19 protein-coding genes and 2 pseudogenes are annotated in these 15,591 nt (G+C 60.8%); 8 read left to right on the forward strand and 13 right to left on the reverse strand.

Annotated elements, in window-relative coordinates:
• The 4 genes from PGX04_RS21390 to PGX04_RS21405 form a co-directional block, all read right to left on the reverse strand.
• Window positions 1-115: twin-arginine translocation signal domain-containing protein (locus PGX04_RS21390; RefSeq protein WP_273740375.1), on the reverse strand; the 115-nt coding region annotated here is incomplete at its 3' end.
• On the reverse strand, window positions 115-237 hold the full coding sequence (locus tag PGX04_RS21395) for a hypothetical protein (RefSeq protein ID WP_273740357.1): 123 nt from the start codon (window positions 235-237) through the stop codon (window positions 115-117). The genes PGX04_RS21390 and PGX04_RS21395, both read right to left, overlap by 1 nt.
• 13 nt (window positions 238-250) lie before the next feature.
• Window positions 251-997, reverse strand: a complete 747-nt coding sequence (locus tag PGX04_RS21400) for a hypothetical protein (RefSeq protein WP_273740358.1) — start codon at window positions 995-997, stop codon at window positions 251-253.
• Between the two features lie 16 nt (window positions 998-1,013).
• Window positions 1,014-1,448, reverse strand: coding sequence for a DUF8023 family protein (locus PGX04_RS21405; protein ID WP_273740359.1), 435 nt, complete (start codon window positions 1,446-1,448; stop codon window positions 1,014-1,016).
• A gap of 87 nt (window positions 1,449-1,535) precedes the next feature.
• Between PGX04_RS21405 and PGX04_RS21410 the strand changes: the two genes are divergently transcribed.
• Both PGX04_RS21410 and PGX04_RS21415 read left to right on the forward strand, forming a co-directional pair.
• A complete protein-coding gene (locus tag PGX04_RS21410; protein ID WP_273740360.1) occupies window positions 1,536-1,721 on the forward strand; it encodes a DUF8053 family protein in 186 nt (61 codons plus the stop codon).
• Window positions 1,722-1,849: 128 nt separating this feature from the next.
• Window positions 1,850-2,033, forward strand: a pseudogene (locus PGX04_RS21415) (hypothetical protein).
• A gap of 198 nt (window positions 2,034-2,231) precedes the next feature.
• Here the strand turns inward: PGX04_RS21415 and PGX04_RS21420 are convergent.
• Window positions 2,232-2,672 (reverse strand): type IV pilin N-terminal domain-containing protein, encoded by a 441-nt coding sequence (locus tag PGX04_RS21420; RefSeq protein WP_273740361.1) that lies wholly within the window; start codon window positions 2,670-2,672, stop codon window positions 2,232-2,234.
• Window positions 2,673-2,993: 321 nt separating this feature from the next.
• On the opposite strand from PGX04_RS21420, the gene PGX04_RS21425 reads away from it, so the two are divergent.
• Window positions 2,994-3,827 (forward strand): hypothetical protein, encoded by an 834-nt coding sequence (locus PGX04_RS21425; RefSeq protein WP_273740362.1) that lies wholly within the window; start codon window positions 2,994-2,996, stop codon window positions 3,825-3,827.
• A gap of 13 nt (window positions 3,828-3,840) precedes the next feature.
• Here PGX04_RS21425 and PGX04_RS21430 read toward each other — a convergent pair whose 3' ends face one another.
• Window positions 3,841-4,074, reverse strand: a complete 234-nt coding sequence (locus PGX04_RS21430; protein ID WP_273740363.1) for a helix-turn-helix domain-containing protein — start codon at window positions 4,072-4,074, stop codon at window positions 3,841-3,843.
• A 642-nt stretch (window positions 4,075-4,716) separates the two neighbouring features.
• Between PGX04_RS21430 and PGX04_RS21435 the strand changes: the two genes are divergently transcribed.
• Complete coding sequence (locus tag PGX04_RS21435; RefSeq protein WP_273740364.1) at window positions 4,717-5,763, forward strand: tyrosine-type recombinase/integrase; 1,047 nt, start codon at window positions 4,717-4,719, stop codon at window positions 5,761-5,763.
• A 440-nt stretch (window positions 5,764-6,203) separates the two neighbouring features.
• A complete protein-coding gene (locus tag PGX04_RS21440; protein WP_273740365.1) occupies window positions 6,204-6,695 on the forward strand; it encodes an MOSC domain-containing protein in 492 nt (163 codons plus the stop codon).
• Window positions 6,696-6,738: 43 nt separating this feature from the next.
• On the opposite strand, the pseudogene PGX04_RS21445 reads toward PGX04_RS21440, so the two are convergent.
• Together PGX04_RS21445 and PGX04_RS21450 are read right to left on the reverse strand one after the other, a co-directional pair.
• Window positions 6,739-6,990: pseudogene (locus PGX04_RS21445) on the reverse strand (PLP-dependent transferase); the annotation flags it as partial.
• A gap of 120 nt (window positions 6,991-7,110) precedes the next feature.
• The gene (locus PGX04_RS21450; protein ID WP_273740366.1) at window positions 7,111-8,022 is read right to left on the reverse strand and encodes a helix-turn-helix transcriptional regulator; all 912 of its coding nucleotides are present in this window, start codon (window positions 8,020-8,022) and stop codon (window positions 7,111-7,113) included.
• A gap of 149 nt (window positions 8,023-8,171) precedes the next feature.
• Between PGX04_RS21450 and PGX04_RS21455 the strand changes: the two genes are divergently transcribed.
• From PGX04_RS21455 to PGX04_RS21465, 3 genes are all read left to right on the forward strand, one after another.
• Complete coding sequence (locus PGX04_RS21455) at window positions 8,172-9,605, forward strand: FAD-binding oxidoreductase (protein WP_273740367.1); 1,434 nt, start codon at window positions 8,172-8,174, stop codon at window positions 9,603-9,605.
• A gap of 85 nt (window positions 9,606-9,690) precedes the next feature.
• Window positions 9,691-9,840 carry a DUF7512 family protein gene (locus tag PGX04_RS34755; protein WP_425498455.1) on the forward strand — a complete coding sequence of 50 codons (150 nt, stop codon included), beginning with the start codon at window positions 9,691-9,693 and terminating at the stop codon, window positions 9,838-9,840.
• A complete protein-coding gene (locus PGX04_RS21465) occupies window positions 9,837-10,823 on the forward strand; it encodes a sulfite exporter TauE/SafE family protein (RefSeq protein ID WP_377043198.1) in 987 nt (328 codons plus the stop codon). The genes PGX04_RS34755 and PGX04_RS21465 overlap by 4 nt, the downstream gene beginning before the upstream one ends.
• 358 nt (window positions 10,824-11,181) lie before the next feature.
• Here the strand turns inward: PGX04_RS21465 and PGX04_RS21470 are convergent, their stop codons facing one another.
• The 5 genes from PGX04_RS21470 to PGX04_RS21490 all read right to left on the reverse strand — a co-directional run.
• A complete protein-coding gene (locus tag PGX04_RS21470; RefSeq protein ID WP_273740371.1) occupies window positions 11,182-11,499 on the reverse strand; it encodes a hypothetical protein in 318 nt (105 codons plus the stop codon).
• Window positions 11,500-11,838: 339 nt separating this feature from the next.
• The gene (locus PGX04_RS21475) at window positions 11,839-12,495 is read right to left on the reverse strand and encodes a MaoC family dehydratase (RefSeq protein WP_273740372.1); all 657 of its coding nucleotides are present in this window, start codon (window positions 12,493-12,495) and stop codon (window positions 11,839-11,841) included.
• Window positions 12,496-12,729: 234 nt separating this feature from the next.
• Window positions 12,730-13,557 (reverse strand): alpha/beta fold hydrolase, encoded by an 828-nt coding sequence (locus tag PGX04_RS21480; protein ID WP_273740373.1) that lies wholly within the window; start codon window positions 13,555-13,557, stop codon window positions 12,730-12,732.
• 93 nt (window positions 13,558-13,650) lie between these two features.
• Window positions 13,651-15,240 (reverse strand): uracil-xanthine permease family protein, encoded by a 1,590-nt coding sequence (locus tag PGX04_RS21485; protein WP_273740374.1) that lies wholly within the window; start codon window positions 15,238-15,240, stop codon window positions 13,651-13,653.
• A gap of 91 nt (window positions 15,241-15,331) precedes the next feature.
• A partial coding sequence (locus PGX04_RS21490) for a vWA domain-containing protein (RefSeq protein ID WP_465263832.1) occupies window positions 15,332-15,591 on the reverse strand: 260 nt, incomplete at its 5' end.

Genomic DNA, 15,591 nt, shown 5'->3' on the forward strand with positions numbered 1-15,591 from the left:
CCGAGCCGCCCGCGCCGACTGTCACGACCGCGCCGCCCGCGATCGCCGCACGCTTGAAGAATCCTCTCCGGCTCACCCCGTCCGAATCTGTGGGCCGTGGGCTTTGGGCCGACATTAGGCCACCCCGCTGTGAACCGCCAGAGCGAGCCCGACAACGGACGCGCTCGAGGCGAGAATGTACCCGAGCATCACCGATCTATTCCACACCGTCGAACCGTCGAAAATGTTGAAAGTCATGAATCGAACCTCGTTAGTCCCGCATCGTGTAGACGGCCGCGCCGATCACGGCCAGCCCGATCACGGCGAGTCCCGCGAGCATCCCGCCGCCGAGATCACCGCCGCCGGACGGGAAGACACCGCCGAGGAACCCGGAACTGTCCTCGATGCTCGCGCTGTCGATCGCCGAGTCCGGCCCGGTGACGACCACTCGGTACTCGTTGCCGAGCTCGAGGACAGTGCCAGTCTGGTTGTACTCAGCGTCGGTCGTGTTGCCCGCGTCGGCCGAGATGCTGTCAGTGTACAACGTGTCCGCCGAGAACGTCAGCGAGTCCACCGTGTCGTCCGTAGTGAGGTTCCCGCTCGTTTCTCCCGACAGGTCCACGGTCCCGTCGTCCGCGATCGCGCTCGAGGCGACCGAGACGGTCCCGGCTTCGGACTGATTCAAGGCGACATCGTAGCTACCGGCCGGATGGACTGTTGAGAGATTCAGAACAGTGCCGTTCAGCGTCTCACTCTCGAGATCACCGGTCACGTCTCCGGCGTTCGCCGCGGCCGTTTCGTTCTCGAAAGTGACCGTCGCCGAGTCAGTCGACGCGGCCGACTCGTTCCAGTCAACCGAGACGGTGATGGGCTCCGTACTGTTCGTGAGTTCGACCGTCCCGTTCGTTTCGTAGTCGGATGTCTGTGCGCCGCCGATCGCCGCGAGCCCGACAGTCGCCACCGCCGCGACTAACAGCACGAACCCGAGACGCTGCACCGCCGAAAATTGGTTACTCATGTTCTGTACCTCCGGTTTACTTGTAGGCGATCAGGTAGAATCCGGCCCCGTTCAGGAACACCATGAACCAGCCGAGCGGCCACATCGAGCCGACAGCGTGGGAGACGGCCGGGACGAGCGCCGAGAGGATGTTCAGGATAAACATCAGCAGGAGCGTGACCGTCTCCATGTCGGTGTAGTCCTCGATGGTCGTTTGCCCGTTCGTAACCCACGCAGTGATCACGGTGATCATCGAGACAAGGAACCCGTAGGTAATCTCGGTTCCCTGCGAACTGTACAGGACGCCGTCGAAACCGGTGTTGAACGGTGCCCCGAGGCTGAACGTGCCGACCGCCGCGACGGAGATCGTCGCGAGCACGAACAGCGGTGCGAGCACGCTGTCAATCAGGTCTATGCCGTCTTCACGCCGTACCGCGCCTGGTACTGCGCTTGATGGGAGGCTAAGAGCCATACGACCGGTCGTCATCCCCTCCCGTCGAAAAGATCAGGAAAACCAAGGTTCACCAAACTTTATACCAAGGCGGGTTGCCGCCGATGCATGGCGCTGAACAAACTCAGACGCTTGGACCAGAACTCGCTCGGGATCACCCTGCCGAAAGACGATCTCCGCGTCGAGGGGCTACTCGACGAACACGGCAATCTCGAAGGAGAACACCACCTTCACATTCGCCACATCGGTGACGGGGAATGGACGGTCGAGCTCGTCGAGGGGATCGACGCATGATCGACGGTCTGGATGTATTCGATCAGATGATCAACGACTTCTCAGAGTATAGCGTCTATCGGCTTTTTCTGCTTCCGCTCAAGAAATAATTTGTTAATTTCAGAGGCTTACAGCGAGACTTGCTGTACATGATCGACGGCCAAGACGAGCTCCTCGGACTGGCGATCAAGGAGTACTATGGAAAGGGATTCACCACGAGTGTCTCTCCCAAATCTCGATACAGTCGTCAAGATAGGCAGCTCTGACCGGCGGATCAACTACTACACGCTCACGCGCCGAGGTCATTGGGAAATCGAAGCGTGCCGGGAGTAGGAAGACAAGTACGTGAGTGAGTTACTTCCGGACGCGTAGTTTCATTTTGGTCGCGGCGAATCGATCGCATGAGATAATACAGCTTCACAACTGGGCCACCGGCCCTTACCACAGCATCAGTCCTATATCGGGACTTTCTATAAATCTATACAACGGACAGTATCATCAAAGAAAACCGAAGTGGTCGATCAGAAGTGCTTACGAGGAGTCCATTCCGCTAAAGTCAACCTCTTTGATCATACTCTCAGCGCCACCATCCGTTTGTGCAACAATTCTCACTGTCCCGCTGTCGCTGCTCAGTGCCGATCCACTAACAGTGTCTGAGTCACCGACTTCATTCAGACTAAGCGATTGTTCACTGCCAACGTCGCCTCGGACGACAAACGAATCTGCATTCGAATTCTCAGTCAGTGAAACCTCAATTTCGTTACCACTTCCGTCTTCATAGACATCAACATCGACTACTGCATTAACCTGCTCATCGCCCATATTGTCTCCCATATCGAGCACGAACGCCGCAATCACGGCCGCGAGAATGACCGTAATCGCAACCATGAGAATGACTCCGATAACTGGGCTCACTGCTCGTTCATCGTCCGATCCGATTAGCTTCTGCCGCACTGATTTTCCATCTATCATTTGAACCACGCACCGGCCGTGAACGGTGAGAAAGCTTATCTAACACCTCGTGGAACCGAGGATCGCAGTTAGGGGGATTGGAACCATCCTCACCTTGCTTTCTCGCGCCGTCGTCGTCCGATGCCTAATAGCCAGCAGTCAGTCATGACTATATATATTTAAGGGATAGTGAATCTCTCTCTCACTGAAAAGACTTTCAAACCTGATAATCAGCGGGTGCTATCTCGATTCCAGCGGCCCCTTGAAGCCGCGCAGTCTTTCGATTTTATAATTTCCTACCGAAACGATACGAATTTGTCGGCTCGAGCACACGGTGTGGGTATGCCACCTGACGGGACGCTCGTTACCGAGGCCGACTTCGCGCGCACCTACGACGGTGGGGCCTACGACGATGCATGGACAGCGGTCCAACAGTATCGACGGGTCGCTGCCTACCGGATCGATCATCCCAACGCAGGATATACGGCGATCTCGAACCGGCTCGAGATCCCGCTCGGTCGCGTTCGTTCGTGGATCGACTACGAGCGCACCCCGAACGTCGTGGCTGGCCTTCGGGTAGCTCGCGAGCGCGGGTGGATCGATCTCACCTACGAAGACGACCAGTTTACCGCGCTCAACGCGCTCGTCGCGAACGTGTATTCGGGCGGCTCGATCAATAGCGAGAACTGGCAGCCGCTGTTCGTACTGAACGAGCGCGGCTTCGATTCGCACTGTATCGATGTGCTCGAACTCGCGGGCGTCGGTCACACGGTTCACGAGGATGCCGACGAGATACGTGGTCCAGTTGTCCGGCCCGGTGAAGACGGTGCGATCCTTGGCAGGGTGCTCCATGTACTTGGTACACCGATCGGGAAGAAATCGGAACTCGAGGACTTTTCACTTCCGTGGTATCTCGAGGATGCTCCCATAGATGTCCGTGAGACATTCGTGTACTGCTATCTGGCGAACCGTGCGTATACGGACCCGTCGAGCGAATCGATGCAGATTATCGAAGAACGTTCACAGTCCTACCGCGAGGAGCTGGCAGCGTTGATTCAATCGGTTGCCGGCGAACCCGTCACGGCCGGCGATGAGTCGGTGACGATCTCGGCGGCTGCAACTCGCTCGCTCGGTCACCTACCTGAACATCGTCTTTCGCCCGTCGAACCGGAGTGAGCGGTTTCGGAAACTATTCTTCCAATTCGTCGGCCTCGAGTTCTCCCTCGAGATATGCACGTCCACGGTCGGTGATCTGATACAGCCCCTCGTCGACACGATCGACGAGCCCGGCATCGCGAAGCTTTCCGAGCCGCGTACTCAGATAGTGCCGCGAGTAGTCGATATTCGCCTCGAGGACGCGAGGAGAAAGGATCAGATCGGTGTCCGCGAGGGTCTCGAGGATGCGGTCATCGGCTTGTGTCATCCACGATACCCTCGGTCTTCGCATACAGTCACGTCCCATACCGGCATTTTATCAATACTGATTGAATTCATTGGCAGTAACATTCGGTACACTATAGATTAACGAACGGTCGGATAAGTATAAGTGAGTGGGATGTTTCGGTGTCGGCAACGGAAGCCAGACGGACCCGCCGCTGCCCGGTCGGGTCCTCGTCAGAAACGCGGACCCGGTGTTAGGGGCACCGGCCCGCTGGCCTCCGTAAACCAGCTACGGAAGCATGTATTCGCGCAACGTTCCGGGGGATAAAGCCCCCGATAGACCGCATCGACCGGCCCACGGCCCACAGCCCACGTCCGCCTCGAGTTCCGATATCGGAACTATCGGAATCACGGAGAACCGCCGCTCAACACTCACGAAATCGAGTCAGTCACCGAAATCGACTATTTTCGGAACTATCGGAAACCGCACTCCGACGACTAAGGGAGTCGGGTTCAGTCGTTACAATCGACCGATGGACAGCGACCGCACGCGCCCCCGGTCCTACACAGTGGCGCGCACGGCGAGTCCGCGGTCCCACAACAGTGAGACCATGACTAAACTGGCACGCTACCACGGTAAGAGTACCGGATACTGTAATAACAGCGATACGCTCGAGGTGGTTCGGTGAGCGACGACCTCGAGCCGATCTCGCCCTCTGACGCCGTCGAGCTACACCTCGATGCGATGAAGGACGGGTCCGCGGAGTGGACCCAGACGAGCCACAAGAGCGATCTTCGTGCGTTCGTCGAGTGGTGCCGCGAGGTAGGCGGGATCGACAACATGAACGAACTGAACGGACGGCACCTGTACCAGTTTCGCGTCTGGAGACGTGAGGGCGGCTACTCGAACGGCCAGGACGAAGAACTCGCGAAGAAGACGCTGCACTCGAACCTCACTACGGTTCGGGCGTTCCTTCGGTTCTGTGGCGACGTGGAGGCCGTTCACGAGGATCTGTATCTGAAGGTCCCGTTGCCGGATCTCTCGCTTGGCGATGAGGTGAGTGATAGTAAGATCGTCCCTGAGCGAGTGCCGCCGATCCTCGAGTATCTCTCGCGCTACGAGTACGCGAGTCGAGATCACGTAATCTGGACGTTGATCTGGGAAACCGGTGCCCGTCTCGGCGGAATTCGGGCGATCGACTTGCAAGACTGCGAACTCGAGGGTCGCGACCCGGGTATCGATTTCGTTCACCGACCGGAGAGCAAGACGCCGCTGAAGAACGACGAGGGCGGCGAACGCTACAACCGGATCACTGAGGAGACCGCCCGGATGGTCCAAGACTTCATCGATGGACCGAGAGCGGACGTAACCGACGACCACGCTCGAGACCCACTCGTCACGACGAATCAGGGACGGGTGAGTCGGAGCTGTGTTCGCGACACGGTCTATCGGTGGACTCGTCCGTGCGCTCGCGGCGAGGAGTGTCCGCATGATCGCGATCCGGAGACTTGCGAGGCTACCATACACTCTTCGATGAGCAAGTGTCCCTCGAGCCGATCGCCCCACGACATTCGCAAAGCGAGAGTGACGAAGTATCGAAACGACGGGGTTCCTCGAGGAGTCGTTTCTGACCGACTCGACGCGTCAGAGGAGATTCTCGACAAGCACTACGACCGCGCCAGCCGGCGTGAACGAGCATCCCGACGCTGGCAGATTATCAAAGGAAAATGAACATGAAAACTGGAAGCAAGAAGGTAGCAACGGCCGGGCCGTTCAAGGCCTGTAGCGCCCATACATTTGTGCAGCGACAATCGCCCGATAGCGTAGGGATTATCGATTGAATAGGCACACTTTTGCTTTCGTTCGACGGGCGAGTGGGTGTCACGGGGATTCGCGTACAGCCAAATTGATCCAGACCGAGAAAATCAATCGCCGATTGACGGATTGTGATCGCAGGCGCTGGAGAGATATCCTAGTCCGGCCCTATTCGGGTTCTATTAGAAAATCCGTGCTGAATACGGAGTAGAAGTTCGGCGCGGCGGCTTCATTTGTTTCGCTTGGTAGCCAATGAACCAGCCGCTCGGTATGATTTGCGGACGTACCGCCGAGTCACCTTGTCAAAGATATCCATACCCGAGTGTTTTTCACTGTGCTAAACGCGCATAGCACACATGACCGGGAGTGGCACTGTCGAACGGATTTTTATCACACCTGAAGCCAAAGCGGAGATGGAAGAACAGACCAGTGTTGAATCGGTCGCCGGGAAGGGGCTCCGAGGAGATTGCTATTTTAGCGAGATTGAAACGGGAACCTTCGTCGAGTGGGAACCAAATGAGGAACGCCACGACGGGTACGAACTCACGTTGATCGAACAGGAGGCCGTCACAGCAATCGAACGCGAAGCGGGGATCGAACTCGCACCGGGAGAACATCGGCGGAACATCGAAACCCGCGATGTCGCACTCAATCATCTCGTTGGACAACGATTCCGAGTCGGTGACGCCATCTGTCGAGGGGATCGACTGTGTGAACCGTGTAATAATCTTCAGCGCCTCACTCAGGACGGCGTATTGCAGGCACTCACTAATCGAGGAGGACTCCGAGCGGACATTCTCGAAAGTGGAATAATTCGTCCCGACGACAAAGTCGAACCGCTCGAATAATCTGCACTCTTTCGATTGGAAACGGGAACTCGGGCCTACGGCGCGCCGACCGGAGGTCCTCGCAGAGGTCGTCAACGTCTTCGATGCCGACTGACGGCCGGACCAAGTTCTCGGGAATGTCCGCGGTGGCCGATCCGCGGCTGACCTCGTCGGGGATCATCAGCGACGGCACCTCAACGAGGCTCTCGACGCAGCCGAGGCTGGCCCCCGGAGTGAATACCTTGAGCCCTTCGACGAACGCCTCGATTTCGGTGAGCGAGCCGTCGAACTTGAAAGAAAGCACCGTTCGACAGTCGTTTCGGTACCGTCTTCGTCTGTATGCATCAAATCACGTCTCTGATTGGAGGAGTTTCAGCGCAGTCGTGGTGATGTGTCAGAGATGATCGTCAATCGTTTCCGTCACATCGAGTGCGTCTCACCGACTTAGATCTGGCTTCGCGTCGAGTGGACTGGAATCGGCTCTCACTGACGCGTAGACGCGCTCGGCCCACTCCCGTGCGATCGGTGCATCCGTATCGACGAACACCTGCATTAGACCGGTGGTCTCGTCGTAGCCACCGATACCGACGCGGTCGTCTAACAGCGCGAGACCGTACGGCAGTTCATCACGCGTCCGAAGGGCCAGGTGACCGCTATCGATCGCTTCTTGGGCGCGTTCGGGGTACGTCTCGAAGAGTTTCTCCACGATGTGAGGGAGGTAGACGATCTCGGTGTCGGTTTCCTCGAACACTTGCTGGTGAAACTCACCGAGAATCAGCGGAGCCATGTGCGTTGTATTGAATCCTCGGAAGGTGTCGGATTCGCTGACAAGCGCGATGAATCGCTCGATCGGCTTGTAGGGATCGTCCGGTTCCGCGACGGTGATCGTTGCGTCCACGAACGGTTCGAGGACAAAGTCCCGGTGATCCTCACAGATCGCATCCAGAAGCGGCGTCATTCTGTGTGCGGTCCGCACGTTCGCCTCGAACCGGAGGACCTCCTCGGCGATGACTGCGCCGCGCCAGGTCAACTGAAATCGGCCATCGACCTTCTCGACGAATCCCTGCTCGTCGACCCACTGCGTGTAGCGGTGACTCGTCGCCCGCGAGACGTCGAGGCACGCTTCGATTTCCCGGCGATCAAGCGGTTCCTCCAACAGTACTTCGAGGACCGGGCCGTGCCGGACGATATCGCCAAGCAGGTCCGTATCGACGCGATCGCCCGCAGCGTCCAGACGCTCGCCGAGATAGCGTCGGTTCCGTTCGTTTTCCAGGATAGCTTCCAGGACCGGCGAGCCAGGTGGCGGACGGCCATCGTCATCCAATCGGTCGTCTTGCTCAGGCCCCATGTTACTCACTCGCTAGATAGAGGCTGTCACTGATAGTAACTCTATCCCGTACGCGCTCCGGAATTCGTCTCACTGTCTGAAACGGTACTCTTGACACCGAACCCTACTCGATGGGTGAGGCCAACACCCGCGCTGTCGTCCACTTCTGTATGGCACAACAAGCACTCCCCGCCGAACAGCTTGAACAGTTCGAAGCAGAATTCCACGGTAACCTGATTCGTGTCGGTGACGCTGACTACGACAATGCGCGCTTGGTGTGGAATGGGATGATCGACAAGCGTCCGTCCCTGATTGCCCGATGTCGAGGCGTCACAGACATCATCAGCTCGGTGGGTTTCGCGCGCGAGAACGATCTTCCGGTCGCGGTACGTGGCGGTGGCCACAACGTCGCCGGAACCGCTGTCTGCGACGACGGACTCGTCATCGACCTCTCCGAGATGCGAAGTGTACGGGTAGACCCTGATGCACGGACGGCGTGGGTCCAGGCCGGTGCCACGTGGGCAGATGTGGACCACGAAACCCAGGCCTTCGGGCTGGCAACGCCTGGTGGGGCCGTCTCGGAGACGGGGGTCGCGGGATTAACGCTCGGTGGAGGCATCGGTCATCTCCGCTGCAAGTACGGCTTGACCTGTGACAACCTCGTATCGATAGATCTGGTCACGGCAGATGGCGACTACCTGACCGCCAGCGCAGACGAGAACCCGGACCTCTTCTGGGGCCTTCGCGGTGGCGGCGGTAACTTCGGGGTAGTCACCGGCTTCGAGTTCGACCTCCACCCGGTCGGACCCGAGGTGGCGACCTGCCTCGTATTCTATTCGGGTGACCGGATGGTCGAGGTGTTGGAAGCCTACCACGACTACGTCGCGGATGCGCCCCCGGAAGTCAGCTTGCTCACCTTGTCAGGTGTGATTCCCGACGAGGACCTCTTCCCAACAGACGCGGTGCACGAATCCAAAATAGCAATTGCGGGCTGTTACGCGGGCTCGGTCGCGGACGGCGAACGCGCACTGGCCCCATTGAGAGAGATTACCGAACCGATCACCGACTTCAGCGGACCGATGCCGTACGTCGAGTTCCAGCAACTCTTCGACGAGGACTACCCCGACGGGATGCGCTACTACTGGAAGTCGCTGTACCTCGACGGCCTGTCGGAGTCCGCCATCGATCGAATCGCGTACTGGACCGATGTAGCACCGTCACCGCTATCGACGGTCGACGTCTGGCAGTTGGGTGGCGCAATCGCCCAGGTTGGCGTCGAGGACAGTGCGTTCGCGGGGCGACACGCGCCCTTCCTGCTTGGCGTCGAAGCGAACTGGGAACGCCCGGAGGACGACGACGACAACGTCGAGTGGGTGCGCGACTGTCTCGACGACATGCGCCAGTTCTCGGACGGCTCGGTGTACCTGAACTTCCCGGGATTCCTCGAAGAGGGCGACGACATGATGCGGTCCACGTTCGGACCGACGTACGATCGGTTGGTCGCGCTCAAGGACGAGTACGACCCGACGAACCTGTTCAGCCTCAATCAGAACATCACGCCGTCCGAAACCGCTCAAGCCGACGGCGGGGAATGCCATGAATGATCGGAACACCGGATGGACGGCAGTCTGGCAGGTATCGACAGGCTGGATCGTGCTGATGAGTCTACTAACGGCGTCGCTGAGCGTCCTGTTGGTCGCTCCCGTATTCGGTGAGTCCGAGCAGGCTGCTGCCACGGTTGGTCTCGTTCTGGCGGAGGCACTGGTGCTGTACGTCGGATACGGGGCGCTGGCGCGGATTGTGAGCCCGGCCGCCCGTGAAATCCTCGTGAGCACTTGACCGTGGAGCTCCTTGGCCTCGGTATCTCGATAATCGGTCTCTTCGTCGGATTCGGCCTACTCATCGGCATTCTCTTCGGCTTCTTCGGGATGGGCGGGTCGTTCCTCGTGACGCCAGCGCTGCTGATGGTCGGATATCCGGCGCCGGTGGCCGTCGGGAGCGGACTCGCGTTCGTCTTCGGCACTAGTGTCATCGGTGCGCTCAGACACCGCGATCACGGCCAGATCAGCTACACACTGGCGGCGGTGATGAGTCTCGGAATGACGTTCGGTATCGAGGTCGGCACTCGGATCGTGTTCTTGCTTGCGGATCTCGGCAGCGCTGATTTCGTCATTAGCGTGGTGTACGTCGGACTTCTTGGTGCCGTCGGCCTCTCTGTCCTCCGAGATGCCCGCACTGACGGTACAGATGCGAGAACGGGCCGAGTCGCTACCAAGGTTCAGGCCATCACGCTCCCACCGATGGTGTCGCTACCTGGCGGTGCGACCGTCTCGGTGTGGGTTATCCTTGTCGTTGGGTCGGGCATCGGCATTCTCTCCGGATGTCTCGGCGTCGGTGGGGGATTCCTTCTGCTCCCCGTCATGGTCTACGGGTTCGGCATTCCCGCTGCAATCGCTGCTGGGACCAGCATCCTCCAGATCTCGGTTTCCGGTGCGTTCGGGACGTTCGTCTACGCCCAGTCGAACGCCGTCAATATTCCCGTTGTCGTCGCGTTACTCGGCGGGAGCGCGCTCGGTGCTCGCATCGGGGCGAGTGCGACGCGGCTAGTAAACGAGGCTGACAGCAAGGGATACTTCGCAGTGATGCTGCTCTCGGGGGGTGTCGCCATCGCAGGGAAGCAGGTGAGTGTTGTGTACGGCGTTGAGATGCTTGAAACCGTGAGTACAGTCCTCATCTTTGGAACCGCGGTTTTGGTCAGTGGTGCGATCGTCCGCACGTTGATTGCTGCGCTCAGGAAAATCGAGAGCGTGGGTCGCCCCTGACCCACCACCTACCGGTAAGGGTCGGCGGGAGTGGCCGAAATCCGAACAGTCGACTATCCTCCGGGCCTCGTGGTTTCTCTCAATCCGTTTCGGCAGTAGCTGCTGTGATTTGTTCGAACGGATCCGGGGTTCCCTCCGTCATTTTGTACACGGTAACAGCTAACGTGATCCGCAACGTAGCAAATAGTAGCGCCTGCTCCGCCGTCTCGGCACTCACGGCCGTTCTGTTGTGCTGGGCGCAGCGACGAGAGTGATCCTATGACAGCACCTCGCCGCTGTACTCGATCGCGTTCGACACCAGATTCCGAACGACCTGGCGCAACTGGGCCGCGTCGCCCTCGACGCGGGGTACCGAGAGTTACTCGTCGAGGTCAAGCCACGACCGGACCCGTTCGATGACGGCCGCGGCGATGGCGTCACCGATGCGATCGGGCGACTCCGAGAGGTCCCACACGTGGTCACCGCCGCGAGAGACCGTCACCCAGTCGACGTAGTCGTGACGGTCTAACTCGAGCAGGAGGTCCTCGAGGACCGTCTCGTCGAGCCGGCAGCCGAGCGCGGTCTCGATCGAGTCGGTCAACTGGGTCGTCGTCGCGAGCACGCGATCCTCAGGTCCGGTATTCGCGATCGCGGGCGCGGCGGGCGGTGTCGACGGGGATGGCGGCCGATCGGTCATTCTCGGCCACTGGTTGTGGTGGTGGTAGTATTAATGCTGGTGGTAGTCGCGCGCGGCTGACACTGAGTCGGATGCGGAGCGGTTTCTTACCGTCCGGATCCGGATTATCGCGACGTTCGACCGCTCACTCGACGGTTGCGAGCCTGCAGCCGCCACCTCGATGTCGATCCCCTCGTCGCCGAGATCCTCGTCGCCTCCGGCGCGTTCGGTGCGCGCTCGGCGTAGTAGACGGCCCCGTCGTCGCAACTCTTGTCCGCCTGCGTCGCTCACCCGTCCGGAATTTCGATTGCGAAACGGGCGACCGACGTCGACGCTGCTCGTCCGCTCGCCTCGAGGGAACTAGTCCTCGTCGGTCAGTTCGTTGATGGTAACGACGGCTTCGCCGTCGATGACCGTCTCGTCGTCCTCGCCGACGACCCTGGTGTGCAGCCGGTAGCGATCGCCGCCGAGATCCTCGACGATCTCGCACTCGGCGGTGACCGTCTCGCCGATTCGGACCGGCCTCGCGAACTCGAGGTCCTGCGAAAGGTAGACGGTCATCCCGGGTAGGCGGGCCAGCGCGGCGCTGATGGTGCCGGCCACGAGCGTCCCGTGGGCGATCCGGCCACCGAACTGGGTGTCTTCGGCGAACTCGGGCTCGAGGTGGAGCCGGTTCGTATCACCGGAGACCCGTGCGAACGCGGTGACGTCCGCGTCCGCGATCGGCTTGCGAAAGCGGACGTAGTCGCCGACGCCGAGGGAGTCGTAGTCGTCGGTCGATCGTTCCGTGACCCAGCTCTCGTCGTCGAACGCGACCTCGACGGCCGGCGTCGGCGTCGTCGTGTCCGCGTTCGGCCGGGCGGAGGCCGCCTCGTCGGAGCCCGTGAATCCCATCGCCGCGAGGAAGGCGGTGTTGGCCTCGACGTAGCTGTTGAAGACGTGTCTCGAGATACTGGTCCAGTGCTCAGTCGCCGGAGCGGAGTCGACGCTGTCGGTGTCCGTACAGTGGCTACTCATTGATCTAGTTCTGGGTTGGAGTGTCATTCGAGTGACCTTCCAATGCCGTACGTGCGTACCACGGTCGCTGCCTTCCGGGTATCGCCAAATCATGTTGGGCTGCCAACCGTGACTCTCGTGAGTGTTGACGAGTGGCTCCGGGCAGCGATCGGTGTCGACTGCGACTGACGGTATCCCTGTGCGAGCGATTCACCGAAGCGGTCCAGCGAATCGGTTTCGATAGGGAGTAGCCGCCTACGCAGCGGGGAGTTCTTCGAGAAAGTCGGTCGCCGCCGCGTTGAACGCTCGCGGCCGGTCCTGATTGACTAGGTGTCCCGACTCCGCGAGTTCGAGTTGAGCACCGTCGGCGACCGCTGAGGCGATCTGTCGCCCCTGTCGCTTGACCAGCGGGGCCTCCTGCTCGCCGTGGACGACGAGCGTCGGCGTTTCGATGTCCGATAGCTCGGGCGGATCGTACCGGTAGAGCGCGTCGAAGATCTTCCGAAACTCGGCCGACGGGATGTCGCCGACGGCGTCGATCGCGTCGGCCCTGATGTCGGGATCGACCGACAGCCACCGTTCACCGGTCGTCGCCTGTATCGAATACAGCATCGAACGGAAGGTCCCCGCCGACCCCGAGACCGACAGCGACGTGGCCAGCGCGGGTATCGGCGACCAGAACGACTTCACTCCCGACGGCAGTTCCACGGGGGGCATCGATCGCACTGCCCCGCCCAGAATCGCGCCCGCCGCGTCGTCAGAATGGCGATCCAGATACTCCTGAACGACCATCGACCCCAGCGAGAGCCCGCAGAGGATCGGCCGCTCGATCTCGAGTCGCGAGAGCAGCGCCTCGAGGTCGTCGGTGAAGAGCCCGATCGAGTACTGATCGGGCTCCGTCACGCCGGTGTTGCCGTGGCCCCGCACGTCGAGCGTGACGACCCGATAGTCGTCCGAAAAGTGTTCGATCTGTGGCTCCCAGGCCGTCCCGTCCATCCAGCCGCCGTGGACGAGCACCAGCGGCGGCCCGTCACCGGTCGTCTCGTACCAGATGGTCCCGTCGTCGAGCTCGAGTTCTGCCATACCCTGTCTGGGGCCCGCTCGCTCTTACAATGACTGGTCGCACCAGTCCGCTATACCGAGCCGAACGGCCCCCGCTCGAGTCGTCGTCGACGCTCAGGTGTCGCGGTTCGATCCGGTCCGAACCCAGCGGTCCCAGAAGGAGTCGAACTCGGATTCGTCTTCCGTGAGACGGTCCCACTGCGCGAGGCCGCGTTCCTCGCGGCTGCCCGGGACCGTGTTGTCGAGGACGAGCGCCGCGAGTCCGCCGACGGCCATCCCGGTCGAGCCGATGATAAAGACGGTGTCAACGACGGCCTGTGCCGCGGCTTCGATCGGGCCTGCAACAGCCGCGTTCGCGAGTCCGGTCGTGTCGACTAGCGACGCGACCGCCGTCTCGAGGCCGACGCTCTCGCGAAACGCGATCGTGCTCTCGAAGTTCCCCATGTATGCCGGAATCGCCAGCCCGACGAAGAGGGCGAAGCCGATGATGAAGGTGTTCCGCGAGGAGTCGAGGTCGACGTGGCGCAGGTTCGAGATCCCGACGGCGACGATCTGGCCGAACATGGCGATGAAGAGGCCGCCGACGATCGGATCGGGAATCGTCACGATCAGCTGGCCGAAGTAACCGACGAAGCCGACGACGAGCATGATGGCGGCCCCGATCTGAACGACGTATCTCGAGGCGACGCCGGTGAGTCCGATCGCGCCGATGTTCTCGGAGTAGGAGGTCGAGCCGGCGGTACCCATGATGCCCGAGAAGACGTTCATCAGCCCCTCCATTCCGATGCCGTGGTTGATCCGCTTTGCACTGGGTGCTCCGGAACCACTCAGGTTCGCCACCGCGTAGTAGTCGCCGATGCTCTCGACGATCGAGGCCAGCACCCCGGCGAACATCCCGACGACGAAGGCGGTCGTAATCTGGGGGAGGCCCCACTGGAACGGGTAGATCGGCATGATCGGCTGCGTGTTCGTAACTGCTCCGAGATCGACGAATCCCGGATGACCGCTGCCGATCACGCCGAGCACTGACAACGCTGCCGCGGCGACCCAGGCGATGACCAGCGCCAGAATGACCGGGTAGAGACGGAACGCCCTGTGTTTGACGTCGAGATACTGCGAGAACAGGAGGATCAGTCCGAGCGTGAGTCCGAGAAGCGGCCAGCTCTGGTTCGGCGCGGTGATCTGGCCGGCGTTGAACAGCGAGAGCCCGATCAGCGCGATCGTCGGCGCGATGACGACCGGCGAGAGGAACCGGCGGAGTTTCCCGACCAGTCCGAAGTAGCCCATCGCGACCTCGACGATCGCGGCGACGATGATCGCTCCCTGTAACTGGAGCAACGCGGCCTCCCAACTCGGCTGTCCCGAGACGCCGCCGGCAGTAACGACCCCGACGATGGCCAGCGCGGGTGCGAGCATCGAGAACGGCGCGCCCTGGACGATCGGGTATCGGTTCCCGAACGTCGTCTGGGCGAGCGTCGCGATCCCGGAGACGACGAAGAACGTCCCGATAAACCGGGCGGTCACACCGGGGGGCATCCCCATCGCATCCGCCAGAATCAGCGGGACCGCGATGTTCGCGCCCACCATCGTCAGGTAGTGTTGAATCCCCAACACCATCGATTCGCCGAGCGGCGGCTGCTCCTCGATTCCGTACTCGATATCATCACCGACCGATTCGTCGGCGACTGTCTCGTCCCCCGTCATGGATTCTCGTCGGATAACGATCAGGGGTGTTCAAAGGGGTGTTGGTCCGCTCTCGTCGACTTTGCTCGAGAGCGCCACCTCGAGAACCGTCCTATCGCTCCGTCTCGTCGGCCGCAGTCTCGGTGGCAGCCCGAACGGTCTCGACCGAGAGCGACTCGAGGTCGACCAGTTCGCCGTCGGTTTCGCTGGCGACCAGTTCCGAGAGGCCGGCGCGAGAATCGTCGCCGGCGTCGACGACGATAACTCGAGTGTCGCCCCTCGCGAGCGCTCGAGCCGCGGTTCGCGTCGCGTCGGTCGGACTCCCGTCGGCGACGTTCGCACGCCCGTCGGTGACGAGGACGACGACCGAGG

Source organism: Natrinema soli, from assembly GCF_028618695.1.

What these genes read in the sequence shown, in the direction of transcription:
- PGX04_RS21395 (WP_273740357.1), bottom strand. Translation starts at nt 237, where the DNA reads ATGACTTTCAACATTTTCGACGGTTCGACGGTGTGGAATAGATCGGTG.
- PGX04_RS21405 (WP_273740359.1), bottom strand. Translation starts at nt 1,448, where the DNA reads ATGGCTCTTAGCCTCCCATCAAGCGCAGTACCAGGCGCGGTACGGCGT.
- PGX04_RS21425 (WP_273740362.1), top strand. Translation starts at nt 2,994, where the DNA reads ATGCCACCTGACGGGACGCTCGTTACCGAGGCCGACTTCGCGCGCACC.
- PGX04_RS21450 (WP_273740366.1), bottom strand. Translation starts at nt 8,022, where the DNA reads ATGGGGCCTGAGCAAGACGACCGATTGGATGACGATGGCCGTCCGCCA.
- PGX04_RS21420 (WP_273740361.1), bottom strand. Translation starts at nt 2,672, where the DNA reads ATGATAGATGGAAAATCAGTGCGGCAGAAGCTAATCGGATCGGACGAT.
- PGX04_RS21410 (WP_273740360.1), top strand. Translation starts at nt 1,536, where the DNA reads ATGGCGCTGAACAAACTCAGACGCTTGGACCAGAACTCGCTCGGGATC.
- PGX04_RS21470 (WP_273740371.1), bottom strand. Translation starts at nt 11,499, where the DNA reads ATGACCGATCGGCCGCCATCCCCGTCGACACCGCCCGCCGCGCCCGCG.
- PGX04_RS21400 (WP_273740358.1), bottom strand. Translation starts at nt 997, where the DNA reads ATGAGTAACCAATTTTCGGCGGTGCAGCGTCTCGGGTTCGTGCTGTTA.
- PGX04_RS21430 (WP_273740363.1), bottom strand. Translation starts at nt 4,074, where the DNA reads ATGACACAAGCCGATGACCGCATCCTCGAGACCCTCGCGGACACCGAT.
- PGX04_RS21475 (WP_273740372.1), bottom strand. Translation starts at nt 12,495, where the DNA reads ATGAGTAGCCACTGTACGGACACCGACAGCGTCGACTCCGCTCCGGCG.
- PGX04_RS21455 (WP_273740367.1), top strand. Translation starts at nt 8,172, where the DNA reads ATGGCACAACAAGCACTCCCCGCCGAACAGCTTGAACAGTTCGAAGCA.
- PGX04_RS21480 (WP_273740373.1), bottom strand. Translation starts at nt 13,557, where the DNA reads ATGGCAGAACTCGAGCTCGACGACGGGACCATCTGGTACGAGACGACC.
- PGX04_RS21440 (WP_273740365.1), top strand. Translation starts at nt 6,204, where the DNA reads ATGACCGGGAGTGGCACTGTCGAACGGATTTTTATCACACCTGAAGCC.
- PGX04_RS21485 (WP_273740374.1), bottom strand. Translation starts at nt 15,240, where the DNA reads ATGACGGGGGACGAGACAGTCGCCGACGAATCGGTCGGTGATGATATC.